The organism is Alistipes muris (genome assembly GCF_943193205.1).
In the GTDB taxonomy this organism is placed as follows: domain Bacteria; phylum Bacteroidota; class Bacteroidia; order Bacteroidales; family Rikenellaceae; genus Alistipes; species Alistipes muris.
Window position 1 is genome coordinate 17,421 of sequence record NZ_CALPDD010000015.1, and the last position, 26,537, is coordinate 43,957.

The 26,537-nt window shown below is 58.2% G+C and carries 18 protein-coding genes and 1 tRNA gene; 8 read left to right on the forward strand and 11 right to left on the reverse strand.

Translation table 11 applies throughout. The annotated features are described in order from the left end of the window. Positions 1-25 precede the first annotated feature (25 nt). The gene (locus NFR47_RS08270; RefSeq protein WP_251215106.1) at positions 26-682 is read left to right on the forward strand and encodes a phosphatase PAP2 family protein; all 657 of its coding nucleotides are present in this window, start codon (positions 26-28) and stop codon (positions 680-682) included. A 116-nt stretch (positions 683-798) separates the two neighbouring features. Here NFR47_RS08270 and NFR47_RS08275 read toward each other — a convergent pair whose 3' ends face one another. Further along, on the reverse strand, positions 799-2,136 hold the full coding sequence (locus tag NFR47_RS08275; protein ID WP_251215123.1) for a DNA/RNA non-specific endonuclease: 1,338 nt from the start codon (positions 2,134-2,136) through the stop codon (positions 799-801). 187 nt (positions 2,137-2,323) lie between these two features. On the opposite strand from NFR47_RS08275, the gene lysS reads away from it, so the two are divergent. Both lysS and tpiA read left to right on the forward strand, forming a co-directional pair. Continuing rightward, complete coding sequence (gene lysS, locus NFR47_RS08280) at positions 2,324-4,045, forward strand: lysine--tRNA ligase (protein WP_251215107.1); 1,722 nt, start codon at positions 2,324-2,326, stop codon at positions 4,043-4,045. 300 nt (positions 4,046-4,345) lie between these two features. Then, on the forward strand, positions 4,346-5,104 hold the full coding sequence (gene tpiA, locus NFR47_RS08285) for a triose-phosphate isomerase (RefSeq protein ID WP_251215124.1): 759 nt from the start codon (positions 4,346-4,348) through the stop codon (positions 5,102-5,104). A 133-nt stretch (positions 5,105-5,237) separates the two neighbouring features. Here tpiA and NFR47_RS08290 read toward each other — a convergent pair. Continuing rightward, positions 5,238-5,312, reverse strand: a tRNA-Glu gene (locus NFR47_RS08290). Positions 5,313-5,519: 207 nt separating this feature from the next. Here NFR47_RS08290 and NFR47_RS08295 point away from each other — a divergent pair. Further along, the gene (locus tag NFR47_RS08295) at positions 5,520-6,257 is read left to right on the forward strand and encodes an RsiV family protein (protein WP_251215108.1); all 738 of its coding nucleotides are present in this window, start codon (positions 5,520-5,522) and stop codon (positions 6,255-6,257) included. Positions 6,258-6,610: 353 nt separating this feature from the next. Here NFR47_RS08295 and NFR47_RS08300 read toward each other — a convergent pair whose 3' ends face one another. From NFR47_RS08300 to NFR47_RS08340, 9 genes are all read right to left on the reverse strand, one after another. Further along, entirely contained in the window at positions 6,611-7,177 is a 567-nt protein-coding gene (locus NFR47_RS08300) for an acyltransferase (RefSeq protein WP_251215109.1), read from the reverse strand. Beyond that, positions 7,174-8,331, reverse strand: coding sequence for a glycosyltransferase family 4 protein (locus tag NFR47_RS08305; protein WP_251215110.1), 1,158 nt, complete (start codon positions 8,329-8,331; stop codon positions 7,174-7,176). Before NFR47_RS08305 ends, NFR47_RS08300 begins: the two co-directional genes overlap by 4 nt. Further along, the gene (locus NFR47_RS08310; protein WP_251215111.1) at positions 8,312-9,436 is read right to left on the reverse strand and encodes a glycosyltransferase family 4 protein; all 1,125 of its coding nucleotides are present in this window, start codon (positions 9,434-9,436) and stop codon (positions 8,312-8,314) included. The genes NFR47_RS08305 and NFR47_RS08310 overlap by 20 nt, the downstream gene beginning before the upstream one ends. 12 nt (positions 9,437-9,448) lie before the next feature. Continuing rightward, entirely contained in the window at positions 9,449-10,468 is a 1,020-nt protein-coding gene (locus tag NFR47_RS08315; protein WP_251215112.1) for a glycosyltransferase family 2 protein, read from the reverse strand. A 5-nt stretch (positions 10,469-10,473) separates the two neighbouring features. Beyond that, positions 10,474-12,027: an NAD(P)/FAD-dependent oxidoreductase gene (locus NFR47_RS08320; RefSeq protein WP_251215113.1), complete on the reverse strand. Its 1,554-nt coding sequence runs from the start codon at positions 12,025-12,027 to the stop codon at positions 10,474-10,476. A 167-nt stretch (positions 12,028-12,194) separates the two neighbouring features. Further along, a complete protein-coding gene (polA, locus tag NFR47_RS08325; protein WP_251215114.1) occupies positions 12,195-15,068 on the reverse strand; it encodes a DNA polymerase I in 2,874 nt (957 codons plus the stop codon). A 23-nt stretch (positions 15,069-15,091) separates the two neighbouring features. Further along, on the reverse strand, positions 15,092-15,553 hold the full coding sequence (locus tag NFR47_RS08330; RefSeq protein ID WP_251215115.1) for a 6-pyruvoyl trahydropterin synthase family protein: 462 nt from the start codon (positions 15,551-15,553) through the stop codon (positions 15,092-15,094). Positions 15,554-15,743: 190 nt separating this feature from the next. Then, complete coding sequence (gene sppA, locus NFR47_RS08335) at positions 15,744-17,531, reverse strand: signal peptide peptidase SppA (RefSeq protein ID WP_251215116.1); 1,788 nt, start codon at positions 17,529-17,531, stop codon at positions 15,744-15,746. 104 nt (positions 17,532-17,635) lie between these two features. Further along, the gene (locus tag NFR47_RS08340; RefSeq protein WP_251215117.1) at positions 17,636-20,095 is read right to left on the reverse strand and encodes a glycoside hydrolase family 95 protein; all 2,460 of its coding nucleotides are present in this window, start codon (positions 20,093-20,095) and stop codon (positions 17,636-17,638) included. A gap of 184 nt (positions 20,096-20,279) precedes the next feature. On the opposite strand from NFR47_RS08340, the gene NFR47_RS08345 reads away from it, so the two are divergent. From NFR47_RS08345 to NFR47_RS08360, 4 genes are all read left to right on the forward strand, one after another. Next, positions 20,280-21,335: an Mrp/NBP35 family ATP-binding protein gene (locus NFR47_RS08345; RefSeq protein ID WP_251215118.1), complete on the forward strand. Its 1,056-nt coding sequence runs from the start codon at positions 20,280-20,282 to the stop codon at positions 21,333-21,335. Positions 21,336-21,743: 408 nt separating this feature from the next. After that, entirely contained in the window at positions 21,744-22,703 is a 960-nt protein-coding gene (gene nadA, locus NFR47_RS08350; RefSeq protein WP_251215119.1) for a quinolinate synthase NadA, read from the forward strand. Positions 22,704-22,712: 9 nt separating this feature from the next. Next, entirely contained in the window at positions 22,713-24,827 is a 2,115-nt protein-coding gene (locus NFR47_RS08355; protein WP_251215120.1) for a S46 family peptidase, read from the forward strand. Between the two features lie 55 nt (positions 24,828-24,882). Continuing rightward, positions 24,883-26,094, forward strand: a complete 1,212-nt coding sequence (locus NFR47_RS08360; protein WP_251215121.1) for an MFS transporter — start codon at positions 24,883-24,885, stop codon at positions 26,092-26,094. The last annotated feature ends 443 nt before the right edge of the window (positions 26,095-26,537 follow it).

The following is a 26,537-nucleotide window of genomic DNA, read 5'->3' on the forward strand; positions in this document are numbered from 1 at the left end:
TATTAACCATTAATTCCCGCTTAAAGTGTACGACTTCGACCACGGCCTTTTCCTGGCGCTCAACTTCGACGGCGGTCCGGTCATGGACCGCATCATGCTCGCCGTTTCGAGCACGCTGCTGTGGCTGCCGCTCTACGGCCTGATCATGTGGCTCGTATGGCGCCGCTACGGGTGGCGCAGCCTGCTGATATTCATCGTGCTGATGTCGGCGGCCATCGCCCTTTCCGACATGGTTTCGGGCATCTTCAAGCACAACGGAGTGCTGGGCGGGCTGCTGCCCGACTTCCAGCCGCGCTGGCGGCCCATGTTCACCCCCGAACTCGAAGGGCTGGCCGTCGCACCCGATTCGCTCGTGGCTATCCGCCGCGCCGCCATGCCCGGCGACTGGGCGGTGCACGTTCCGGCCGGAGCCGTGAGCGGTCATTACGGCACCGTATCGGCCCACGCCGCCACCATCGTGGCCCTTGCCGTACTCTCGGTCAGCGTTATCCGCCGCCGCTGGTTCGCATGGCTCATGACCGCCTGCACGCTGCTTATCTGCTACTCGCGCATCTATCTGGCCAAGCACTTCCCGATGGACTTGGTGTGGGGGGCGCTCGTCGGCGGGCTCCTCGGGTGGGGCGCCTGGCGGATTTTCCGACGCTTCGCCCGATACTTTGCCGACCGCAGAAACTGCCGCTGAACACGCCGTTGAACCCACCGCAGAAACTGCCGCTGAACCCGCCCCGTAAACCGCAGGCCCGACACAAAAAAGCCGCCCCGACACCACGGAGCGGCTTTTTCATACGGCGTCGGCCGTCAGAATCCCCAGTCGGCCGAGTTGTAGCTTGCCTTGACCGAAGCCGGCACGTCCGGGAAGAATTCGATGCCCATCTTCTCCTCGATGAACGACACCGGAACGACCCTCCGGTTCAATTCGGCCGTGGCGCTCGTGCCCGAAAGCGTGGGGAACGCCTCGATCCAGAACCCGATGGCCTGCAACTCGTCGGCCGTGCAGTCGGCGATGCGCTTGCCCGTGTTGCCTTTCTTGGTGCGCAGCGCCATCTTGAACTGGTGCGTCGGCATGATGCACATTTTCGACAGGCTGCTGGTTGTCGGCTTCTTGTTGTAGTTCGACGCATCGTAATCGGCCCAGTCGTCGTGCTCGTAGTAGCAGCCCGCCACAAGGAACAGCGTGTCAGCGACGATGTTGATGTTCTGCGACCCGTCGTCGGCCGTGAAGTCGGTGTTCTTGTAGTCGTTCGTCCCCGAAAACAGGGTCTCCACGTAGCTCCACACCGTCGCGAAGTCGGAAGCCGCGGCACTCGACTGCGGCGCTATGTTGGTCGGGTGGAAGGTCTGTATGTTGAGCGCCGCATCTTTGCCGCCGCGCTCGCTCGACATGCAAAGGTGGCCTTTCGACCAATAGCCTTTCTTGCCCAGGGACTTCAGCAGCGTGTTGCCCCAGAACTGGTAACCGTCGTAGATGCCGTCGCCCTCGCCGTCGTGCTTGTATATCTTCGACTGGTACCTCTCGTCGAGCGCCGGATCGGGAGCCCACGGGTCGGGGTCGGTGCGCCCCGTGCCGCCCTCGCGGTAGACCGGATGCAGCGGATAGGCCACCCACACGGGATTGTGGCGCCGCGTATCGTAGCAATAGGAGTAGTTGCGCACGGTCTTCTTCGATTTCACGCTCTTGGACCAATGGGTGAAGAACGCCCGGTCGTCCTTGAGGGCTGCCGTGCTGCCCGTCGGCGCCACCCAGTTGGAGGGAAGCTCCGGGAAACGGTAAGCCGGCACAGGCGTCGGGTCGGGGTCAGGGTCGGGATTCTCCCCCGCAGCCCGTGTCACCGTGATGGGCCCGCCCGTCGTACCGCCTGCCACCGGCCGCACGTTCACTTGGATAGAGATGCCCTGCGGCATCTGGACGATTCGGAACGACCCGACGCCCGAACCCGCAAAAGGCTCCGCCTTGACAAAGACGTCGCTGGGCGTATAGATCACCTGCCACGCCGTATTCGACACCACCTGCACCGTATTGGCCGCAGGGTCCGTCTCGTCGAAGACGAACGACGCAGTCACGATTTGCGCGAACGGCTCTTCCCCGTTCTCGGCGTCATCGCCGCACGAAAGCGCACACAAGGCCATCAGCCCCATTATCAAACCCCTCCGGCATAGGAGGAGGGAACTCCGTCGTTTCCCGGCATCTCCAATCAATCGTTTCATCGCTCATTCGGTTCCGGCCCGAGGCCGATTGTTGCAAATATACGGATTCACAACTTAATATTCGCCTTTTTTCATTACTTTTGCACGGATAAACCGACAACATAAAAACGACATACACATGACCATCGAACTCAGTGAACAGGAACAGCTCCGGCGGCAGTCGCTCGCCGCGCTGCGCGAGTTGGGCATCGAACCCTACCCCGCCGCCCGTTACGAGGTGACGGCTACGACCCATGAAATCGCCGAGGGCTTCGACCCTGCCAAGGGCAATTTCCAGGAGGTCCGCATCGCCGGACGCATCATGTCGCGCCGCATCATGGGCAGCGCGTCGTTCTTCGAGCTCCAGGACCACACGGGCCGCATCCAGGTCTACATCCGCCGCGACGACATCTGCCCCGAGGGCGACCCGACGCTCTACAACACGGTCTTCAAGAAACTGCTCGACATCGGCGACTTCATCGGCGTAGAGGGCTTCGCGTTCCACACCAACACGGGCGAGCTGTCGGTCCACTGCCGCAAGTTCACCGTGCTGTCGAAGTCGGTGCGGCCGCTTCCGGTGGTCAAGGAAAAGGACGGCAAGACGTTCGACGCCTTCACCGACCCCGAAATCCGCTACCGCCAACGCTACCTCGACCTGATTGTCAATCCGCAGGTCAAGGAGACGTTCGTCAAGCGGGCCAAAATCATGGCCACGATGCGCGACTTCTTCAACGAACGCGGCTACATCGAAGTCGAGACCCCCATTCTCCAGCCCATTCCGGGCGGCGCTTCAGCCCGGCCGTTCATCACGCACCACAACTCGCTGGACATCGACCTCTACCTGCGCATCGCCACCGAACTCTACCTTAAGAAACTGATTGTCGGGGGCTTCGACGGCGTCTACGAATTCGGCAAGAACTTCCGCAACGAAGGCATGGACCGCACGCACAACCCCGAATTCACGTGCATGGAGATTTATGTGGCCTACAAGGACTATCTGTGGATGATGGAATTCACCGAACAGATGCTCGAACGGGTGGCTATGGCCACCAACGGGACCACGGAACTGACCATCGACGGCAAGGCCGTGTCGTTCAAGGCGCCGTTCCGCCGTGTGACGATGACCGACCTCATCCGCGAAAAGACGGGCTACGACATCACGGGCCAAAGCGAAGAACAGCTGCGCGAAGCCTGCAAGCGGCTCAACGTCGAAATCGACGACACGATGGGCAAAGGCAAGCTCATCGACGCCATTTTCGGGCAATACTGCGAGGAGGAACTCATCCAGCCTACGTTCGTGACCGACTACCCCATCGAAATGTCGCCCCTCTGCAAGCGCCACCGCGAAAATCCCGACCTGACCGAACGCTTCGAGCTGTTCGTCAACGGCAAGGAACTCTGCAACGCCTACTCCGAGCTGAACGACCCCATCGACCAGCTCGAACGCTTCCAGGAACAGCTGCGCCTCTCGGAAAAGGGCGACGACGAAGCGATGTTCATCGACACGGATTTCGTCCGTGCGCTCGAATACGGCATGCCCTCGTGCTCGGGCATGGGTATCGGCATCGACCGCCTGACGATGTTCATGACGGGGCAGACCTCCATCCAGGACGTGCTGTTCTTCCCGCAGATGCGTCCCGAAAAGAAAGCCGTCAGCGACCCGGCCGAGAAGTACATCGAAATCGGCGTGCCCGAGGAATGGGTGCCCGTCATCCAGAAGATGGGTTATCTGACGGTCGATTCGCTCCGCAAGCTCTCGGCGGGCAAGTTCTTCAACGACCTCTGCGGGTTCAACAAGAAGAACAAGCTCGGTCTGAAAGCCCCCTCGATGGAGGAGGTCAAAAAGTGGTGCGAGGAATAGCCTATGTCCACAATCAACGGTGCGACGCTTGGCACGGTGTGGATGGCGCTCGCTGCGGCTCTCCTGATTTTCGTCTGGTGGCTGTCGTTGCGGCGGGTGCTGCCCCGAATGACACCGAAGCACCGGAACCGAATGCTGTTATGGACCTATGCCGTACCCCTTCTCGCGGGGCTGATCTTTCCGCTCACGGACGATGCGGGGCATCCCGGCAAACGGTTCATGCTGAAACTGCTCCTCCTGCTCGCATGGGTGCTATTGACTGCAATCGTATACAACATAATCTATAAAAACAAACCGAACATGAGAAAGAAAATCGTAGCCGGCAACTGGAAGATGAACACGCTTCCGGCCGAGGGCGTGGAACTGGCCAAAGGGGTCGCCGCAGGCCGCGGCGAAGTGTGCAAGTGCGTGGACTTCATCGTCTGCCCGCCGTTCACCCACCTGTCGACGGTAGCCGAAGCACTCAAGGGCTCGGACATCGCGCTGGGCGCGCAGAACTGCGCCGCCGAGGAAAAAGGCGCCTACACGGGCGAAGTGGCAGCCTCAATGATTGCAGCGCTGGGCTGCAAGTATGTGATCCTGGGCCACTCGGAGCGCCGCCAATACTACGGCGAGACCTCCGAAACCCTCAACAAGAAGATGACGCAGGTCTACGCCAACGGGCTGACCCCCATCTATTGCGTGGGCGAGAACCTCGACGAACGCGAGGCCGGCAAGCACTTCGACGTCGTGAAGCAACAAATCGAGGAAGTGGTCTACAACCTCACGGCCGAGCAGTTCAAGAATCTGGTCATCGCCTATGAACCCGTCTGGGCCATCGGTACGGGCAAGACCGCCACGGCCGAGCAGGCACAGGAAATCCATGCCTACATCCGCAAGGTGCTGGCCGACAAGTTCGGCGCCGCAGCCGACGAGTGCGCCATCCTCTACGGCGGTTCGTGCAAACCCTCCAACGCGGCCGAAATCTTCGCCAAGGAAGATGTGGACGGCGGTCTGATCGGCGGTGCCGCCCTCAAGGCCGATGACTTCCTGGCCATCGGCAAGGGCTTCGGGAAATAAACCTGTTTCCCAAAACAACGAAAAACGAGGAGAACGATTTCTCCTCGTTTTTTATTTGCCTGCCGCCCTTTCAGCACCCGGGCTCCCCAAAACAAAAATTCCGGCCCTAACTTGCGTAAGACCGGAACCCGATTGGTAGTGGATAGGGGATTCGAACCCCTATGTCATGCGTGAGAGGCATGTATCCTAACCCTTAGATGAATCCACCGGATGATTTTGCTGGGGCAAAGATAGCGCGAATTCGGCAAACTGCAAAATTTTTGCACCCCATTGTACAAAATTTTTCGCGGCGGGTTTCTTTTTCCCCGCTTTTTGTCTATATTTACATTCGGAACGGTCCCGTTCGGGCGGCTGTACCGAACTCCGGCACAGCCCGAACAACCCCGCAACGACCGTTCCGCAAAATCGTGCGCCCATGAAAACATCCCGCATTCTCGCTGCCGCGCTTCTTGTCGCCGCTTCGACCGCCTGCTCCGACCGTCCCGTGAAACCCCGTTTCACCGCCTCGGTACTCGATACGCTTCTTGTCCGGCCCACCTACGACTGTCAGGTGGATTACCGTTTCGCGACCATCGCCAACGCCCGCAAGTCCGAAGCCCTGCAAGCTATCGAACAGAGCAACATCAATTATTTCTTCGAGCTGGAAGACTTCGAGGGTCCGGCCGCCGCGGCCATCGCCGAATCGCTCCGGCAGACCGACCAACAGCTGACGCTGCCCGAATCGCTCCGCCCCGAGCGGAAAGCCGAATACGAAATTTCGGTCGAAAGCGAAGGTTCGGTCGTCGACACGCTGCTTTGCTACATGATTTACAGGTCCAGCTACCTCGGCGGTGCCCACGGCATGTATTCCACTGAATACCACACCTATTCGCTCGCCGACGGCTACGAGCTGTCGGCCGCCGACCTCCTCGGCGAGGAGAAGATGGAGCCCTTGCAGGCGCTGATCCGCACCAAGCTCTGCCAAACCTACAACGCCGCCAACGACGAAGAGCTCTCCGCCGCAGGCTTCTTCCCCGACTACATATCGGTGACCGACAATTTCCGCATCACGCCCGAGGGGATGATTTTCCACTACAACCCCTACGAAATCGCCTGCTACGCCAACGGCGAAATCGACGTCGAAGTTACGCACGAGGAGCTGGAGGCGCTCTGACACTCGCTTCCGCTGGCCGGAAGGCCGCACAAACAAAAAAGGTCCGGGATCTTGCGATCCGGACCTTTTTTCAGCGGGAACCACCCCACCGAAAAACGAGGGTGAATCGGAGGTATTCGACCCCTCGGACGAGCACCGCCCTCGAAGTCTTAGCAGCAGTCTCCCTACTGCAACCTGCCGATCTCCTCAACCAACCTAAAACTACTAACCTAAATGAACCTTAAAACTTCACTGCAAAGATAAGGCGAAAAATCGAACCGCGCAAGTTTTTATTAAATTTTTTTGCGATTTTTTTCAGAAAATTTAATATAGACAATCTTCACGCCCTGGCTAAAACGTTTCAATATATTGTTTTACAGAGTGTTAGTTTTATACGCTTCCGCTTCGTGCTGCGCTATCTGTTCATCCGTGAACCGGCGCCCGATAACCTTGGCCGGTACTCCGCCAAGAATCGAATAGGGCGGAAAATTCTTTGTAACCACCGCCCCGGCAGCCACGACCGTACCGCGCGCGATAGTCACTCCCTTAAGAATCGTTACGTTGCATCCAATCCAGACATCGTCGCCGATTTCCACGTCGCGGTCATTTTCCGGTAACTTTTCGGGAGGAGGAAATCCGTTTATGGTCCGCCCGACGTGGTCGTAGCGGTGGTCCCCGCCGATGATGGTGACATTCGGCCCGATGGCCGTGTTGCTGCCGATACGTATATTGCTCAGATGCGCCAGCATGAAAGCCCGGGGACCTATGTATACATGGTCGCCGACCGTAATACGTTTGTAGCTGAAATGGGAACGCACCGGAAAGAAAACCAAATTCTTCCCGCACGAGGCAAACAGGGGCCGCATCACCAGGCGTCCCAACGATTCGTAGGCGTTGACCGCTTCGCGGCAGATTTTTCCGGGTATTGCTGTTAGTTTCATAGTCCTTTTTTTGAGTCGACAGTTTTTTCATAGACCGCCAGCAGGTCGGCGACCAGCTTTTCGGGCTCGAACCGGGCTACGTAGGCGCGGCCCCGCTCCGTCATCCGGCGGCGCAGTTCTTCGTCCGCAAGAATCTCCGTCAGCTTGTCGGCCAGCTCCTGCGGGTCGTCCGGGTCGACATAGGCCTCATCGGGCCCGCCCGCTTCTTCCAGACACGAACCCGTCGCCCCGACGGTCGGCACGCCGCAGCACGCCGCTTCGATCATCGGAATGCCGAACCCCTCGAAGCGCGAAGGATAGACGAACACTTCGGCCATCCGGTAGAACGCCGGGAGGTCGGCGAATTTGACGTCGTGATAGATGTGGAGCCGCTCCGCAAGACCGTTTTCCGCCGCAAATTTCTCTACTTCAGCCGTGTAGGGGGTCCGTTTCCCGACCGCCACGATATGAATCGGCTCCGTCATCCGGGCCGCCGCCTGCACAAGCAGCAGCAGGTTCTTACGTTCTTCGATACTCCCCACGCTCAGCACATACCGCTCGGGCAGCCCGTATTGCGCACGCACCGCCCGTTTGGTTTCGTCCGTCACCTCGCGCTTGAAACTCTCGTCGCAGCCTTGGTAAACCACGTCGATTTTCTCGGGCGCAATGCCGAAAAAATCGACGATGTCGCGTTTGGTCGCTTCGCTGATGGCAATGATGCGGTCGGCCTGCCGACAAGCCGCACGGTATTTCCACGTATAAATCCGGCGGTCGAACCACTTGTAATAGGCCGGAAAACGCAGGAATATCAGGTCGTGAATCGTCACTACCGACGGGATGCCCCGCTTGCGCAGCCCCCACGGCAGCTCCGCCCCCAACCCGTGGAACAACGATACGTCGGCCGGAAGTTCACGGCAGACCCCCGCGCTGCGCCACCACGCTTTCGCCAACCCGTGTTTCGGGGTCCGGGGCAGGCGGAATTCAATCTGTTCGCACTCCGGCAATCGTTTGCGCAGGGCTTCCCGCCCGAGGTCGGGCGTATAGAGCAAATAGCGGTTCTGCGGAGCCGACCGGGCCAGCATCTCCACGATGGTGCGGCCGTAGTTACCCAAACCCGTAGCGTTGTGGGTGATGCGTTTGGCCTCGTAGGCTATCTTAAGCGGTTTGTCCGTCATGGTAGAGAGCAAGATATTTGCAGTAAAAATGTTCGTAGGCAAGATTTTCTTCAAAATGGCGACGCCCGGCCGCACCCATCGCATCGCGCAGGGCCTTGTCGTCCAGTAGCCGGGCCAGCGCGGCGGCCAGCGCGGCTTCGTCGGCCGGAGGGACCAGCAGCCCCGTAACGCCCGCCACCGCATACTCCGGCTGCGAACCGTTGTCGGAAGCGATAACCGCGCAGCCCGCCTGCATCGACTCGATGAGCGTCAGACCGCCGCCCGCTTCGGGCACGACCGAGGGCAGCACCGAAATATCGGCCTGCGCAAGCAACGCTCCCGCATTGGGCACAAAACCGATGAATTCGACCCGGACCTCCGGCGGCAACTTCGCCGCCAAGGCACGGAGCTTCGCAAGATATTCCGCGTTGTCGGTCGTCCCGGCGAAAACCAGCGCGAAGCCTCTTCCTCCCCCCATTCGGGCACAAGCACGCAACAACACGTCGCAGCCTTTCTCCTCGACCAGCCGTCCGCAAAACAGCAGCAGCGGAACGTCGGGAGCCAGCCCGTAAGTTTTCCGCAAATCGGGTGCTTCGCCGCCCATGCGTCCTTCGGGCGAGCTGTTGAGGATAATGGTCGTCCGTTCCCGGTCCATCGCCGGACCGGTCGAAAAAAACTCCTGCCGGGCCCGTTCCGAAACGAACGCCACCCGGTCCAAACGGCGGTACAGCCAACGGTGCAGCCAATCGCATTTGGCCCGGCGAACCAAATGACGCGTCAGCACAATCCGCGGCCGCAGTCCGAACACCCGCACCAGGGCCCGGGCATAGAGCGCCGTAAACGCATCCTTGAAATGGTGCACATGGACCGTTGCCGGACGATGACGCAACATCAGCCAGGCAAGCGCCACCGCCGAAAACAAATCGGGTATCCCCTTGAGCGGCAGGCGATAGAACGGAACCGGCACGTCGGCCGTGCGTTCACGGATGACCTGCCCCGAGCGGGCAATCAGCACCACCTTGTAGCCGTCGGCCGTCAGCCGCCGAGAAAGATCGGCTATGAACTGTTCGCCGCCGCCCCATGTCGCGGAAGCAAAAATCTGAAAAATCGGTTTCTCTGTCTTCATGTTATCCTTTTATCAGCGCGACAAACGGCGTTTGATACTCTCACCCCAACGGAACACCGTTGAAAGGGCGATAACCGCCGGGCGCAAGGCCCGCCGTCGGTCGAGCCGGAAAAGCAGCAATTGCTTGCCCGAAAAAATCGTCCGCAAGGCTTTCCGATAACGCGGTGCCATCTCGTGCAGTTTCTTGGCTAATTCGTCCGAACCTCTCCAGCTGTTGCTGCTTTTGGAAATATAGCTTACGTACCACCTCACCCCGCTGACCAATGACAGGAATTCGGCCTGCTCCGGGGTGACGGCTCCGGCATTCCGCACGAAAATATCGTCCACGCACTCCGCAAACTTCTTGCAGTAATCGAACGTCAGCTTGTTGCGGTGAATCGACGACCCGGCCCGCTGCAAATAGTTGTAACCTACATAGTCGATTATGCGGACCCGGGCGACCCGGCAGCCAATCTGCAAATTGAGGAGAAGGTCCTGCCCCATCGGCATGGGATAATGGCAAAGCGATTCGCCGAACAGCTCCCGCCGATAAATCTTGGACCACAGGGCAGGCATAATTTCATGTCCGACAACGCTTTGCAAAAAAACATCACCGTCCATTACACCTAAGTTTCGTTCGGGCACCGCCGTCCGGTAGGTCCGCGAAACACGCGTATATCCGCAGCATACCATATCGCAGTCTCCCTCCTCCTCGATGGCCGCCACCATCCGCTCCAGCATGTCGGGCTCCCACCAGTCGTCGCCGTCCAGGAAACAGACATACCGCCCGCGAACATGGGCAAGCGCCGTTTCGCGGGCGCGGGCGACACCCTGGTTTTCCTTATGAACCGCCACGATGCGTGCGTCGGCAGCGGCGTGGCGCTGAATCGCGGCCCAGGAGCCGTCGCACGAACCGTCGTCGACCACGATGGCCTCGAAACGGCCGAACGTCTGCCCCGCGACCGATTCCAGACAACGGTCGACGTAGGCTTCCAGATTGTAAACCGGAACGATTATCGAAACAACCGGTTCCGAAGTCTCTTCACTTATCATCGGTTTTATTGAATGTATGCTTTCACCCGGTCGGCAATCCGCTCGCCGTCGAGCGCCGCCGAAATGATGCCGCCCGCATAGCCTGCACCCTCGCCCGACGGGAACAGACCGCCGACGTCGGGGTGCATCAGCGTCGCCGGGTCGCGCGGAATGCGGACGGGCGACGAGGTGCGCGATTCGACCCCCACGACCACCGCGTCGGAGGTGACGAAACCTCGCATCCGGCGGCCGAAGGTCGCGATTCCGGCCCGCAGCCCCTCCGCGATGAAGCGCGGCATCCAACGGTCCAGCCGCGACGGCACGATACCCGGAATATAGGAGGTCGACGGCAGCGTACCGCTCGCACGCCCGGCCACGAAATCGGCCACGCGCTGGGCCGGAGCTATCTGGTGCTCGCCGCCGTATTGCCGCGCGAGCTCTTCGAACTGATGCTGGAACTTCAGTCCCGACAGCTCGCCCCATTCGGCGCGCAGATGCCCGAAGTCGCCGAGCCTTACCTCCGTCACGATTCCCGAATTGGCATAAGGCGACGTGCGGCCGCTGGGCGACATGCCGTTGACCACCGACTGCGCGGCATCGGTCATGGCCGGGACGATGAAGCCGCCGGGGCACATGCAGAACGAGTAGACCCCGCGGCCGCCCTCCTGGCTGACAAGCGAATAGGCCGCCGCCGGAAGGTATTCGCCGCGCTCGGCGCAGTGGTACTGAATCGAATCGATGAGCGCCTGCGGATGCTCGATGCGGACCCCCATCGCAAAGGGCTTGGCTTCGAGCCGGACCCCCTGCCTGTGAAGCAGTTCGTAAATATCGTGCGCCGAGTGGCCCGTCGCCAGCACCACCGCGGCCCCCTCGATCCGTTCGTCGCCGCACTCCACGCCGCAAATCCGCCCGCCCTTGATTATCAGGCCGGTCACCCGCCGCTCGAAAAGCACCTCGCCGCCTGCGTCGACGATGGTCTTGCGGATGTTGCGGATGATGCCCGGCAGCCGGTCGGTGCCGATGTGCGGATGGGCTTCGTAGAGGATTTCGGGCGTCGCGCCGTGGAAAACCAGCGTCCGGAGCGCCTTGTTGTAATCGCCGCGTTTCTTGCTGCGAGTGAAGAGCTTGCCGTCCGAAAAAGTCCCCGCGCCACCCTCGCCGAACGCGTAGTTGGAATCGGGGTCGACCCGGCCGTTGCGGTTGATTCGGGCGATGTCGACCTTGCGGGCCGAGACGTCGCGCCCCCGCTCCAACAGAACGGGCCGCAGACCCAGCTCGATAAGCCGCAGAGCCGCGAACAACCCCGCGGGACCGGCCCCCACAATAACCACCTCCGTGCGCCCTGCCACCGACGGATAATCGAAATGCACGGGCCCCGGCGTCGGCTCGCCGTCGACGAAAATTTCCAGCGTGAGGTTGACTTTCGGCTGGCGCTGCCGCGCGTCTATCGACCGCTTGACCACCCGCACCAATGCCACGTCGCGTTCGGCCACACCCATCCGACGGGCCGCCAGCGCCGTATAAAACCGGGCGTCGGCCGCTTCGCGCGGGGAGAGGACAAGGGTGATTTGACGGGACATTCTATTAAAGGTTATAGGTTAAAAGTTAAAGGTCAAAAATGCAATTGAACGGAAACCGAGGCACCTGCGGACTGCATCCGGCAAAAACGTGCGCTCCGAATCCGTCTTATGAACGGCTCTTGAATATTTTCGTTTTCACGTTTCACCTTTCACTTTTCACTTTATACTCAATGTGCTTCCAGCCAGTTCCGGCCCGCTCCGCACTCGGCCAGCAGCCGGACTTTGAGCGCCGCGGCCTGCTCCATGCTCTCCGTGATGATACGTGCAACCTGCTCTTGTTCAGCTATCAGCGTGTCGACCACCAATTCGTCGTGCACCTGCAGGATGACCCGCGAACGGATTCCCTCGGCCGCAAAACGGCGGTGCACCTCGATCATCGCTATCTTCATGATGTCGGCCGCCGAACCCTGTATCGGAGCGTTCACGGCGTTGCGCTCGGCCAGACCGCGCGCCACGGCATTGTGCGAAGCGATGTCGTTCAAGTAACGCCGACGGCCGAAAATCGTCGCAACGAAACCTTCCTCCTTGGCCTTTTCGACCACGTGCTCCATGTATTCCTTCACTTTCGGATACGACGCGAAATAACCCTCTATCAGCTCGCGGGCCTCCTTGCGGGGGATTTCGAGCCGCTGGCTCAAGCCGAACGCCGAAATCCCGTAGATGATTCCGAAATTGGCCGTCTTGGCCCGGCGGCGCTCTTCGGTCGTCACTTCGTCGATGCGTTTGCCGAACAGACGCGCCGCTGTCGCCGCGTGGATGTCCTCGCCGTGCTCGAACGCCGCTATCAGCGATTCGTCGCCCGAGAGGTGGGCCATCAGCCGCAACTCCACCTGGCTGTAATCCGCCGACAGCAACACATGTTCTTCGTCCGTAGGGATGAACGCCTTGCGGATGCGGCGGCCCATCTCCTCGCGGACCGGAATGTTCTGGAGATTGGGATTGGCCGACGACAGACGGCCCGTCGCCGTAACGGCCTGGTTGAACGACGTATGGATTCGTCCCGTCGCCCGGTTCACCAGCTGGGGCAGCGCCTCCACATAGGTCGACAGCAGTTTCTTGACCCCGCGGTATTCGAGTATCAAGGCCACGATGCGGTGCTTGTGGGCAAACGATTGCAGATACTCCTCGTCGGTGCAAAACTGCTTGGTTTTGGTCATCTTGGGTTTCTCGGCGATGCGCATCCTGCCGAAGAGCACTTCGCCCAGCTGGCGCGCCGAATTGATGTTGAGCGACGGTTCGCCCGCCTCGCGGCGGATTTCGGCTTCCAGCTCCGCGATTTTCCGGCTCAGCTCCACGCTGTACTCAGCCAGCGCGTCGACATCGATGCGCACACCAGCCATTTCGATGTCGGCCAGCACCTCGATCATCGGCTCCTCGATGCGGAAATAGAGGTCGTGCAGCCCCAGCTCCTCGACCATCGGATAGAGTTTCTGCTTGAGCTGGTAGGTCACGTCGGCATCCTCCGCCGCATATTCCTTGACCCGCTCCACGTTCACCAGGTCCATCGTCAGTTGCTTGGAGCCCTTGCCTATCAAGGTCTCGATTTCGATGGGCCGATAGTTCAGATAGCGCTCCGACAAGGCGTTCATGTTGTGGCGCGATTCCGGGTCGAGCAGATAATGCAGAATCATCGTGTCGAACTTCCGGCCCCGCATGGCGATTCCGAGCCGCCGCAGGACCATCAGGTCGAACTTGACGTTCTGCCCGATTTTGTCGATTTTTTCGTTCTCGAAAAGCGGCTTCACCAAAGCCGCCAGCTCCGCCGTATTTTCCTCCTTGAAAGGGATATACCACGCCTCGTGGGCCCTTACGGCCAGCGACAGCCCCACGATCCGGTCGGTGAAAATATCCAGCCCCGTGGTCTCGGTGTCGAAACAGAATTCGGGATACTTTTCGATTTCGGCCACCGCCTGCCGCACCGCTTCCGGCGTGTCGGCCAATATATACAGGTGCGACGTGTCGAGCGCCGTCCGCAGCGGCTCCGGCTCGGGAACGGTTTCCACAAGCAGCGATTCTTCCACGACCGCGTCGGCCGCAGGCACCGCCGGACCCGCAAAGAGGTCGCCCTGCCCCGCCAGCGCCGCCTTTTTGGCCGCCGCCGACTTCGCCCGGGCCATTTCGGCCAATTGGCGCTGCGCCTCCTGCCGGGGAGCGTCGGAGAGCGGTTCGGCGGGCGCCACGTTGGTCAGGTCGCCAAGAAACGACTTGAAATCCAATTCGGCGAACAGGGCCCGCAGGTCGTCGATATGCGGGTCGCACATCGTCAATTCTTCCTCGCGGAACTCGATGGGCACGTCCAAGCAGATGGTCGTCAGCTTCTTGGCCAACATCAGATTGTCGGCCCACGCCGCGATTTTCTCGCCCTGCTTGCCCGGAATGCTGGCCACGTTGGCCAGGATGTTCTCCACCGGACCCCATTCCTGCACCAGCTTGCACGCGATTTTCTCGCCGATACCCGGCACGCCGGGGATATTGTCCGACGCATCGCCCCACAGGGCCAGGATGTCGCGCACGAGCACCGGGTCGTCGATACCGTACTTCTCGCGGATGGCCGCAGGGTCTACGATTTCGATTCCGTCCGTGCCTTTCTGCTTGTAAATCTTGCAGTTGTCGCGCACCAACTGGCCGTAGTCCTTGTCGGGCGTCACCATATAGACGTCGTAGCCCGCGTCGGCGCCCTTCTGCGAAAGGGTCCCTATCACGTCGTCGGCCTCGTAGCCCGCCACCTCCAGAATCGGGATGCACATCGCCTCCAGCACCCGCTTGACATAGGGCACCGAAAGGATGATGTCCTCGGGCGTTTCGCTGCGGTTGGCCTTGTAGTCCGTGAAGATTTCGCGGCGGAAGCTGCCCCCCTTGGGGTCGAACGCCACGCCCAGCAAATCCGGGCGCTCGCGCTTGAGAATGTCGCGCAGGAATTTGACGAACCCGAACACCACCGAGGTATTCATCCCCGTGCGGTTACGCATCGGGCGTCCCAGAAATGCGTAGTAGTACTTGAACATCAACGCGTATGCGTCGACCAGAAACAGTTTTTTCATATCCCTTCGGTTGCGTCCCGGCCTCAGGCTCCGGGACGGTTGTCTTCGGCGAACCACTCCGCAAAGGAGGTCGCGGTTTCGTGCAGGCGCAGCGACCAGAGCTGCACGCCCTGCGGCAGCCGGGCCGCAATCCGCTGCGCGAAATCGGCCAGCATGTTCTCGCAGGTGGGCTGGTAATCCACCTCCGCGATATTGCCGAATTGCCGGGCGAGCGTCGCACGCAACTCCTCGTTGGCCGCTGTCGCCCTCAGAATCAGCGTGTGGTCCAGCCGACCGACGATTTCCTCGGTCACGATGCGTTTGAGCATCCCGAAGTCCATGACCATCCCGCACTTGGGGTCGCCCTCGGCAGTCGAGGGTTCGCCTTTCACCGTCACGAACAAACGGTACGAATGGCCGTGTATTTCGCGGCACGGACCGTCGTAGCCTTCCAGCGCATGGGCCGCCTCGAACGAAAATTCTTTTGTCAGTCTTATCGTTGCCATAAATGCAAAGATAACGCAAGTCGAGAGCAATGCCAAATTTATTTGGACATTGCCGAGACGCAGCCTATCTTCGGCGTACAGACAAAGTGCGCAAGCCGAGAAACCCCCGATACCCTATTCCGCCCTCAACCACAAAAAATACGGGCCGCTTCTCGATAAAGAAGCGGCCCGTATTTCGACTGCGTGCGACTTATCGCAATTCCACCTTGTAGGGCGAATACATCATGACACCCTGGCGGTTCAGCGCTTCGCGCATCTGCCGCAGTTCGGCTTCCGGAACACCAAGCTGCGAACCGGATACCAACGTCCGTACCCGAACCTCCAACGAAGCAAGAATCGCCGCAAGGCCCGTCGGCTGGTCCACCTTTTCGACCACGCGGTAGTCGCCGCCGATTTCCGCCTTGTCGGCTGCCAGCGCAATGGCCGTCTTCAGACCGCCGTAGGTGTCGATCAAACCGATTCCCAGCGCATCTTCGCCCGACCATACGCGGCCCCCGGCGATGTTCAGCACCTTTTCGATGGGCAGGTTGCGGCCCTCGGCCACATAGCCCGTAAAGGTTTCGTAGACCTTGTCCACACCGCGCATGACGGCAGCCCGTTCCAGCGGCGTCAGCGGCGCCACCGTTCCGGCTCCGGCCGAAGCATTGCTTTTCACGCCGTCCAGCGTGATGCCCAACTTGTTCTTCAGCGCGTCGATTTTGTCGATATACATCCCGAATACTCCGATGGAACCCGTCAGCGTCATCTTGTCGGCTACGATGACATCGGCCGGAGCCGAAATATAGTAACCGCCGCTCGCCGCATAGGAACCCATAGACACCACTACGGGCTTCTCGGCCCGGAGCAGTTCCATTTCGCGCCAAATCAGGTCCGAAGCCAGCGCGCTGCCGCCCGGCGAATTCACGCGCAGGACCACCGCTTTCACGTCGTCGTCCTCACGTACTTCGGCCAGCGTCCGGGCCATCGTGTTGCCGCCGATAGTACCGCCCGACGCTTCTCCGTCCACGATTTCGCCCTCGGCATAGACAATCGCCACCTGCGGAGCGGCAAAATTCGTGTCGGCCGGAAGCTGCGACGCGTATTCGCCCAGCGATACGAACCGATAGTCGCCCTGCTTGTCCGTCTCCACGCCCAGCGCCGCGAAGACATCGTCCATCTGGTCCTCGAAAAGCAATCCGTCGACGAACTTCTTCTCGAGCGCTTCTTCCGGCAGCGAAACCTCCAGACCGTCGGCAATGCGGTTCAGTTCCGCAAGGTCGATACGGCGCGATTCGGCAACCCCCTCCGCAATGGTTTTCCACAGCGAATTGACCAGCTGCTGCATCTGCTCGCGGTTGGCGTCCGACATCTTGGTCAGAATATAGGGCTCCACGGCACTCTTGTACTTGCAGACCGTCGGGCGGAAGATTTCGGCCTTGAGGTCCAGCTTGTCGAACAATCCCTTATAGAACATCAGCGTCGACGAAAGCCCCGTCCAGTCCATACCGCCCTGCGGCTGAAGATAGATGCTGTCGGCGGCCGAAGCCAAGTAGTATTGGCCCTGCGAATAGACTTCGTTGTACGAGACCACGAACTTGCCGCTCTCCTTGAAGTCGACCACCGCAGCGCGCAGTTCCTCCAAGATGGCCGAGCCCGAAATTCCGCCTCCGCCGTTGAGCCGCAAGTAGATACCCTCGATGCGGTCGTCGTCCTTGGCGGTTTCGATGGCCCGCAACGCCTTGATAAGCGAAAGTTGCTTGGTCGAAGTCATCGTCATCCAGTCGATGGCGGCAAAGGGATCGGTCGACGGCGAATCGACGATCTCTTCGGCCAGGTCGATTTTGAGAATCGACCCCGGACGAACCGTTACGGGACCTCCGTTCAGCGACGCAGCCATGCCGGCAATCATTCCGAACAGAAAAATCCAGAAAAACAGCGAGAGGAACGAACCCACCAAAAAGGCAAGCACCCCGGCCAAAAATGTTTTGAAGAAATTCATACCTATATATATTTAAGTTTGCTGTGCGGCTCTGTCGTATGCAAAGATAACCATATTTTCCGAGAAACAAATAAAATTTATCGTTTTTCGATAAAGTGTAACATTCATTCCTCTACTCCGGTAAAACAATAGCTTTTTCCGGGCTTCGTTTCCACATCGTAGAGCAAATCCATGTGTTCGGCATCCGGCTGCCGGGGTGCTTCCGGCGAAACGAGCGGCGCAAGGACGGTCTGCGCCCGCAACAACGGATTCGGACATGGGGCAGTGCCGGCAGTCCGCAACGCCCTGCCGTTCAGCTTCAAAGGCACGGCCGACCGGATGCGGAGCACCCCGCCCACCGTCGATGTCAACACGGCTCTCCGAAGACGGCCGCCGTCCCATGTCATTTCGTCCAGCACGAATCCGCCCCGGCAGCGCAACCCTTTCACCGACCCGCGGGCCCATACGTCGGGCAGCGCAGGCAAAAGATGCACCGCTCCGGCATGGCTCTGCACCAACATTTCGGCGATTCCGGCCGTACAGCCGAAATTGCCGTCGATCTGGAAAGGAGGGTGGGCGTCGAACAGATTGGGATAGGTCCCGCCGTTCTGCCCCCGGGTGTCGGAAGTCGGATGCAGCTGCTCGGCAATCAACCTATAAGCATGGTTGCCGTCGAGCAACCGCGCCCAGAAACATACTTTCCACCCCATCGACCAACCCGTCGAATGGTCGCCGCGGCCATGCAGCGTTGTACGGGCCGCCTGCATCAGCGCCGGATGCGCGCCGGTAATCTGACGCCCCGGATAAAGCCCCCACAAGTGCGACGCATGGCGATGGCGGTCCTGCGGATTGTCCCAGTCTTCGAGCCACTCCTGCAACTGCCCCCAACGCCCCACCTGCATGGGAGCCAAACGACCCAGCACCGCCCGCAGACTGTCCGTCAACGCGGGATTCTCGCCCACGACTGCGGCCGCGTCGAGCGTATTGGAAAAAAGGTCGTAGACCATCTGATTGTCCATCGTTGCACCGGCCACAACAACGAAATCGCGTTTTCCGTCCACCTTCGGCGCGTTCTCCGGCGAATACGACGGCGCCACGACCGAATAGCCGCGCCGTGGCTCGGTCACCAGAAAATCAAGATAGAACAGGCACGCATCGCGCATCAGGGGATAGACTTCGGCCAAATAATCCCTGTCGCCCGAAAAGAGGTAACGATCCCACAGGTGCTGGCAGAACCACGCATTGCAAGTGGGCCAGATACCGTATTTGGGACCGTCCACCGCCCCCGTCGAACACCAGATGTCGGTATTGTGGTGCAAGGTCCAACCCCGGCAGCCGTACATGGCTGCGGCCGCCCGACCCTGCTCGGCCGTCCGACGGACCAAACCGAGGAAGGGTTCGTGCATCTCGGCCAGGTTGGTGACCTCGGCGGGCCAATAATTCATCTCCACATTGATGTCGGTGGTATATTTCCCGTCCCAAGGCGCATGGCGCCGATGGTTCCAGATACCTTGCAGATTGGCCGCCTGCCCGCCCGGCTGCGAACAACTTATCAACAAATAGCGTCCGAACTGGAAATAAAGCGCAGCCAACTGGGGATCGCCTACCGAAGCGAATTCGCGGACCCGCACGTCGGTCGGCTTGTCGGCCTGCGCCGTACGCCCCAAGTCGAGCGAAACGCGCCGAAAATAACGCTTGTAAATTGTTTCGTGGTCCCGAAGCGCCTTCCGGTAACAGCGCCCTGCATTGGCCAAATGGCTCCGGGCCTGCTCCGGGGCATCGCCCGACACGTCTTTATAATTTCTGAAATTGGTCCCTATCGAAACATAGACGATTGCTTCGTCGGCATGGCATATCTGCAAAGTGCTGTCGGACAATATTTTCAACTCACCGCCCACGGGCTCGATACGCGTCACGGCGGCAAACCGCACCTTGCCCTCGATGCCCTCGTGGTCATCGGCCCTGCCCTCCAGCCAAAGTTCGTTTCCGTCGGCATGCCGCACGACATTCGTCTTGTAAGGCGTCGCATACCGGGCCGTAAACGAAATGCTGTTCTTTTTGGAAGCCGTCAGCCGGACAATCAGCAACTGGTCCGCAAACGAAGTAAAGGCTTCCCGGCGATAAGTCACACCGCCCGACGTGAAACGGGTGACCGCCACTGCCCGCCCGAGGTCCAGCTCCCGTTCGTAATCGGAAAACTCCGCTCCGGTCTCGAAATCCAGGCACAGCGAACCTACCGTCTGATAAGGCATGCCGTTGGCACCCTGCGGCGAACAGATGGCCGGACCGCAAAGTTCCTGCGCTTCGCGGTTTCGTCCCTCGAAAATCAGCTGCCGGATTTCGGGCAAGGCATCCTTGGCGGCCGGATTGGTATTGTTGTAGGGCGAGCCGCCCCACACCGTTTCTTCGTTCAACTGGAAACACTCGTGTTCGGGAGCGCCGAAGACCATGGCCCCGATCCGACCGTTGCCCAGCGGAAGGGCTTCTTCCCACACTTCCGCCGGACGGTCGTAGCGAAGTTTCAAATCCTCGCTTTCGGTCCGGCATCCGACCAGTACCAACAATCCAAAAAACCAATTTTTCATCTTGCAGGATTCTTTGTTTTATACAAAAATAATATGAACTGCATGCAGCACCAAATAAATTTGGCATTACACTCAGCTTATTCGTATCTTTACAGAAGATAGGCTGCGTCTCGGCAATGTCCAAATAAATTTGGCATTGCTCTCGACTTGCGCTATCTTTGTCCATAGAAGTTATTTGTCAATAATGGAAAACGAAATCAAAGGGCTACTTGCAGCCGTCGTTCATCCCGAAACCGGAAAAGACATTGTTTCCGACGGTTTTATCGAACATATCGCTTCCACAGCGAACAAAATTACTATCGTATTACGCTTCGCCAAGACCCGGGACCCGTTCGCCGGAAAAATCCGGAAACAGGTCGAAACCGTTCTGCAAGAGCATTTTCCCCAATCCGAAATTCTGGTTGTCATCAAAGAGGGTGGACAGCCTCCACGCCCTGAACCGAAAACCTCGACTACCACAGGCGGCATTGCTCATATTATTGCCGTCGCATCCGGTAAAGGCGGGGTCGGAAAATCGACCGTCACGGCCAACCTCGCCGTTGCCTTGCGCAACATGGGATTCCGGGTCGGTATTCTTGACGCCGATATTTACGGTCCGTCGCAGCCTAAAATGTTCGGCGTCGAAGGTTACCTGCCCGACGCTGTACAAGAGGACGGCATGGACCGAATCGTTCCCGCCGAATCCATGGACATCAAACTCATGTCCATCGGTTTCTTTATCAAGCCCACCGACGCCTTGTTGTGGCGCGGTGCCATGGCAGTCAATGCACTGAAACAGATGATTCATCAGACCCAGTGGGGAACGCTCGATTTTCTGCTGTGCGATCTTCCCCCGGGTACCGGAGATATCCACCTCTCGATTATCGGCGAACTGAAGATAGATTCTGCAGTCATTGTCTCTACCCCGCAGCAGATCGCTGTCGCCGATGTTGTCCGCGGAGTTGAAATGTTCCGCAACCCGAATGTCGATATTCCTATCGCCGGTATAATCGAAAACATGGCCTGGTTCACTCCCGAAGAATTGCCAGATAACCGTTATTACCTTTTCGGCAAAGGAGGGGCTCAGCGTTTCGCCAAAGAAAACGACATCAATTTTTTAGGCGAAATTCCTATTGTTCAATCCATTATGGACGGTTCCGAAGAGGGGCGCCCGGCTGTCGGTATTGACGCACGCGTAGAACAATGGTATCGCAACATCGCAGAGCAAATCGTTGAAAAAACCGTAAAAAGCAGTCGATAAACTGTGTATAATACACCAAAAATTCGTCAATAATTCGAGATAACTTTACTCTCCCAAAAATTGCGAATATCAGAAACGACGGTCATATATGAATTCCCGGAAAGAACAAAAAAAAGTTTTGACGATTTATTAGTACTTCTGTCAAAACCGAAACTGAGAAATTGTTTATAAAAAACTGCTGTCAATTTGTTTATAGTGATTATCAATAGTTGTTCAAATATGTTTTATATATCTGATTATAAATGATTTTCACAAAAATACTATATATACTTCTGTTGATAAGATTCTTTTCTGAAATATCATTAACACGCCTAACAGCCATTATATTTATTCTTTTTAATAATTATTTAAATTAACTAAAAAAGAAAAATATAAAACCTGTCGAAACCCGAAAACTCGAACCCGCAAATGAACCTCGTAAAAACTTCGGATACCCAATCCACTACACGCTTGCTCGCCCGCATTGCCGAATTGAAAAGTCAAAAGAAAGCCGTCATATTGGCCCACTACTATACACGCCCGGAAGTGCAATCGGCAGCGGATTTTTTGGGCGACAGCCTTGCGCTTGCAGTTCGCGCACAAACGATAGACGCCGAAATCATCCTTTTTGCGGGAGTTCACTTCATGGCGGAGACGGCAAAGGTGCTCTGCCCCTCGAAAAAGGTGCTGATACCTTGTCCCGAAGCGGGCTGTTCGTTGGCCGAATCGTGCGATGCCGCGGCTTTTGCGGCATTCAAGGCCCGCTATCCCGATCACAAGGTGGTTTCCTATGTCAATACGACGGTGGGTGTCAAGGCCCTGACGGATATTTGCTGTACCTCTTCCAATGCGCTTAAAGTCGTGCAGTCCATTCCGGCCGACCAGCCGTTGATTTTCGGGCCCGACCGCAATTTGGGCTCTTATATTCAGAAACTGACCGGGCGGAAAAACATGGTTCTGTGGAACGGTGCCTGTCATGTTCACGAGGAATTTTCGCTCGAAAAGCTGTTGGAGCTCAAGCGGAAACATCCTAAGGCCAAGGTCGTTGCCCATCCCGAGTGCCGGGCCTACATCCTCGACATTGCCGATTTCGTCGGTTCTACCGCAGCCATTCTTGACTACTGCGGGGATACTGATTCGACCGAATTTATCGTTGTTACCGAAGCGGGTATTCTTGCCGAGATGCAGCGGCGTTTTCCGGACAAGACGTTTATTCCTGCGCCGCCCGACGACGAGACATGCGGTTGCAACAACTGCCGTTTCATGAAGATGGTGACGCTCGAAAATATCGTGGCGTGTCTCGAAAACGAGGCCCCCGAAATCATCCTCGACGAGCAGACGCGGCTCAAGGCCGAACGCTCTATTTTGAATATGATACAGATTAAATAGTTAGTTGATATGAAGAAACTTTTGTTGTTGTTCGTCGCTTCGGTCGCTTCGGTTTCGGCCTTCGCCGACGAGGGGATGTGGCTCTTGCCTTATCTCCAGAAGATGAATATCCGCACGATGAAGGCGCGCGGGTGCAAACTTTCCGCCGAAGATATTTACAGCGTTGATAAGTCGTCGCTTAAGGATGCCATCGTCATCTTCGGTAACGGGTGCACCGGGGAGATCGTCTCTCCCAACGGGTTGCTTTTCACCAACCATCATTGCGGTTTTTCGTCCATCCAGGAGCTTTCGTCCGTCGAGCACGATTATCTCAAGAACGGTTTTTGGGCCATGTCGCCCGAGGAGGAGCTGCCCGCTCCCGGTCTTTCCGTGCGGTTCATCCGCAAAATCATGGACGTCACGTCCGAAATCATCGGCAACGTGCCTTCCATTGCCGGGCAGGAGGAGTTCGAGCAGATTACGGCCGCCAATCGCAAGGCGCTGACCGAAAAGCTCCTTGCCGAGTATCCCGGCATGAGTGTCGAGGTGGATGCTTTTTTCGGCGGCAACCAGTTCTTCGCTTTCATCATCGAGAAGTTTACCGACGTGCGGCTGGTCGGCGCTCCTCCGCAGTCCATAGGAAAGTTCGGCGGCGATACCGACAATTGGATGTGGCCGCGTCATACGGGCGATTTCTCCGTGTTCCGCGTCTACGCCGGACCCGATAACAAGCCTGCCGATTATTCGCCTGAAAACAAGCCTTACAAGGCCGACAGGTTCCTGCGGATTTCGCTCGACGGGGTCGACGAAAACGACTTCGCCATGATTATGGGCTTTCCCGGTTCTACCGAGCGTTACATGACTTCCTATGAAATCGACGATATGCTCGGTGTTTCCAATCCCAACCGTATCTTCATCCGCGGGGAGCGGCAGGCTATCCTTTGGGAGGATATGTTGGCCAGCGACAAGGTGCGCATCCAGTATGCGTCCAAATATGCCCGTTCCTCCAATTATTGGAAGAATTCCATCGGCATGTCGCGCGGCATCGAGAAGCTGAACGTCAAGGCCCGCAAGCAGGCGCAGGAGGCTGAGTTCCAGGCCTGGGCACAGCAGAACACCGTGCCTGAGGAGGGTTTCATTACGGCACTGCCCAAAATCAAGGAGTATGTCGACGGCCGCGGAGAAATCGACCATAATCGTCAGTACCTCGCCGAAGCGTTCCTTATGTCCGTCGAGGCGCTTACTCCCTGCCGTTCTTTCATGGGCAAGGAGAAAATCGCCGACCCCGAGAAGAGCAAGCAGCGGTTAGCCGATTGGTACAAGGATTATAATGCTCCCACTGACCGCAAGGTGGCCAAGCGGATGCTGAAAATCGCCCGCGAGCACATGACCGACCTGCCGTCGTTCTACACCGAAATCGTCGACAGGGATTTCGGCGGCGATACCGATGCTTACGTTGATTATCTTTATGACAATTCCGTTTTCGTCTCCGAGGAGAAGACCGCGGCGTTGGTCGACGATTTTTCCGCCGAAAAGTGGGCCGCCGATCCTTTCGTGCCTTTCGCCGAATCGGTGTGGAAGAAATACGTGGAGCTGAGCAAGGCATCCCGTCCTTTCTCGCAGCTTTACCGCGAGGGTCATCGTAAGTATGTCGCCGGGTTGATGCGTCAGTATCCCGACAAGGCCTGGGCGCCCGATGCCAATTTCACCCTCCGTCTCACCTATGGTCGCGTGCTGCCTTACGACCCTGCCGACGGAATCCGTTACAACCACTATACGACCCTCAAGGGCGTTATCGAGAAGGAGGACCCCAAGAACCCCGCCGAGTTCACCGTGCCTGCGAAGCTCAAGGAACTGTACTATTCCAAGGATTTCGGGCCTTACGCCAATAAGCAGGGCGAGCTGCCCGTCGCTTTCCTCGCCGACTGCGATATTACGGGCGGCAATTCCGGTTCGCCCGTCCTCGATTCGCGCGGCGATTTGATAGGTCTCGCTTTCGACGGCAATTGGGAAGCCATGTCCGGCGACGTGGCGTTCGAGCCCGAGTTGCAGCGGACTATCGCTGTCGACGTGCGCTACGTGCTGTTCGTCATCGACAAGTTCGCGGGCGCCGGGTGGTTGCTCGACGAAATGCAGTTCAGATAGTCCGTTCGTTTTCTTCAGGCCGGGGCCCTGCCCCGGCTTTTTTTGGTTGGTTGCTATGCGTAGCGCTTCTTCCGTTTCGTCTGCCGCCCGTGTCCAGGGTACGGCTTTCGTCGTGTTGTTCGTCATCGGGTTCGCCCATCTGCTCAACGACATGATTCAGTCCGTCGTGCCCGCCGTCTACCCGCTTATCAAGGAGAAATTCGACCTGTCCTTCGCGCAGATAGGTATCATTACCTTGGTGTTTCAGCTGACTTCTTCCATTCTCCAGCCTTTCGTCGGGCGATATGCCGACCGTCATCCCCGGCCTTATTCCCTGTTCGTCGGCATGTGTTTCACGCTGGTCGGTTTGTGTGCGCTCGCCGTTGCGCCCGATTTCCGGGTGTTGGTCGCCGCCGTCAGCATCATCGGGTTCGGGTCGTCGATTTTCCACCCCGAGGCTTCGCAGGTCGCGCAGTTGGCTTCGGGCGGACGCAAGGGGTTGGCGCAGTCCATCTTTCAGGTCGGCGGCAATGGCGGTACGGCCGTGGGACCTTTGTTGGCGGCCCTGGTCGTCGTGCCTTACGGGCAGGGTGCGATCGGTTGGTTTTCTTTGGCGGCCATCGTTGCGGCGGTCGTTCTCGTGCGGGTCGGCAAGTGGTACAGCCGGCAGCTGGCCCATGTCCGGGCAGTTTCCGGGGCTATGGATTCCGAGGGCTGCGGTCTCTCTCGCAAGACGGTCCGGCGGGCCATGGCGATGTTGATTGTGCTGATGTTTTCCAAGCATTTCTATATCGCCTGCATCAACAGCTATTTCACGTTTTTCCTTATCGGCAAGTTCGGCGTTTCGGTCCAGGCGTCCCAGTTCTGTCTCTTCGCTTTTCTCGCCGCTTCCGCCGTGGGTACCGTCGCAGGCGGTTTTCTCGGCGACCGTTTCGGCCGCAAGTACGTTATTTGGGGTTCCATTCTCGGGGCCGCGCCTTTCGCCCTCGCGCTCCCCTATACGGGTTTGCAGGCTACCATTGTTTTGTCCGTCGTCATCGGGCTCGTCATTTCGTCCGCTTTTTCGGCCATTCTGGTCTATGCCACCGACCTCATGCCTGGCAAGGTCGGGATGATTGCGGGCATTTTCTTCGGGCTTTCGTTCGGTTTGGGCGGCATCGGCTCGGCGTTTTTCGGGTGGTTGGCCGATCGTACCGGTGTCGGGTTCATTTTCCGTATCAGTTCTTTCCTGCCGCTTTTGGGGGTTGTCGCAGGTTTTCTGCCTGACCTCAGAAACGGTTCCCGATAAAAGCAGTTCTGGCCCGGAATGGCATGGGTTACGGTTCATTCACGCACTTTTTTCGTCTTGGCGTTTCGGTTCGTCGAAAGGGTGCTGCCAGCGAGGCCAGGCAGATTCAGCAATCCGCTGGCGGCATACCGCCGAGGTGCTAAAACGATTTAGCGGGCTGTTGAGCCGTTTTTTCGGGCGGATTAGTCGGCTGGCATGAAGAACGTTTCAGCTTTTTCTCGGTCTGACAGGATAGTTCATTTGTGCCGTCAGTTATTCATTCCAGTCTGGCAGAAAACTTGGGTTAATGAATAATTAACAATGAATAGTGAATAATTGCTTTTTCATGTCTTTGTCAATTATTCCTTATTAACTATTCATTATTCATTTTTCTGTCATTCATCCGAGCGATTGCTTCAGCGCCTGCTGCGGGCTACCGCGCCCGTGAGTCGGGAGCCTTGACG

Excerpts from the sequence above, each read along its gene's own strand:
- NFR47_RS08315 (WP_251215112.1), bottom strand. The coding sequence starts at position 10,468 with ATGATAAGTGAAGAGACTTCGGAACCGGTTGTTTCGATAATCGTTCCG.
- tpiA (WP_251215124.1), top strand. The coding sequence starts at position 4,346 with ATGAGAAAGAAAATCGTAGCCGGCAACTGGAAGATGAACACGCTTCCG.
- nadA (WP_251215119.1), top strand. The coding sequence starts at position 21,744 with ATGAACCTCGTAAAAACTTCGGATACCCAATCCACTACACGCTTGCTC.
- polA (WP_251215114.1), bottom strand. The coding sequence starts at position 15,068 with ATGAAAAAACTGTTTCTGGTCGACGCATACGCGTTGATGTTCAAGTAC.
- NFR47_RS08320 (WP_251215113.1), bottom strand. The coding sequence starts at position 12,027 with ATGTCCCGTCAAATCACCCTTGTCCTCTCCCCGCGCGAAGCGGCCGAC.
- NFR47_RS08355 (WP_251215120.1), top strand. The coding sequence starts at position 22,713 with ATGAAGAAACTTTTGTTGTTGTTCGTCGCTTCGGTCGCTTCGGTTTCG.
- NFR47_RS08360 (WP_251215121.1), top strand. The coding sequence starts at position 24,883 with ATGCGTAGCGCTTCTTCCGTTTCGTCTGCCGCCCGTGTCCAGGGTACG.
- sppA (WP_251215116.1), bottom strand. The coding sequence starts at position 17,531 with ATGAATTTCTTCAAAACATTTTTGGCCGGGGTGCTTGCCTTTTTGGTG.
- NFR47_RS08345 (WP_251215118.1), top strand. The coding sequence starts at position 20,280 with ATGGAAAACGAAATCAAAGGGCTACTTGCAGCCGTCGTTCATCCCGAA.
- NFR47_RS08275 (WP_251215123.1), bottom strand. The coding sequence starts at position 2,136 with ATGGGGCTGATGGCCTTGTGTGCGCTTTCGTGCGGCGATGACGCCGAG.
- NFR47_RS08340 (WP_251215117.1), bottom strand. The coding sequence starts at position 20,095 with ATGAAAAATTGGTTTTTTGGATTGTTGGTACTGGTCGGATGCCGGACC.
- NFR47_RS08310 (WP_251215111.1), bottom strand. The coding sequence starts at position 9,436 with ATGAAGACAGAGAAACCGATTTTTCAGATTTTTGCTTCCGCGACATGG.
- NFR47_RS08300 (WP_251215109.1), bottom strand. The coding sequence starts at position 7,177 with ATGAAACTAACAGCAATACCCGGAAAAATCTGCCGCGAAGCGGTCAAC.
- NFR47_RS08305 (WP_251215110.1), bottom strand. The coding sequence starts at position 8,331 with ATGACGGACAAACCGCTTAAGATAGCCTACGAGGCCAAACGCATCACC.
- NFR47_RS08330 (WP_251215115.1), bottom strand. The coding sequence starts at position 15,553 with ATGGCAACGATAAGACTGACAAAAGAATTTTCGTTCGAGGCGGCCCAT.
- lysS (WP_251215107.1), top strand. The coding sequence starts at position 2,324 with ATGACCATCGAACTCAGTGAACAGGAACAGCTCCGGCGGCAGTCGCTC.
- NFR47_RS08295 (WP_251215108.1), top strand. The coding sequence starts at position 5,520 with ATGAAAACATCCCGCATTCTCGCTGCCGCGCTTCTTGTCGCCGCTTCG.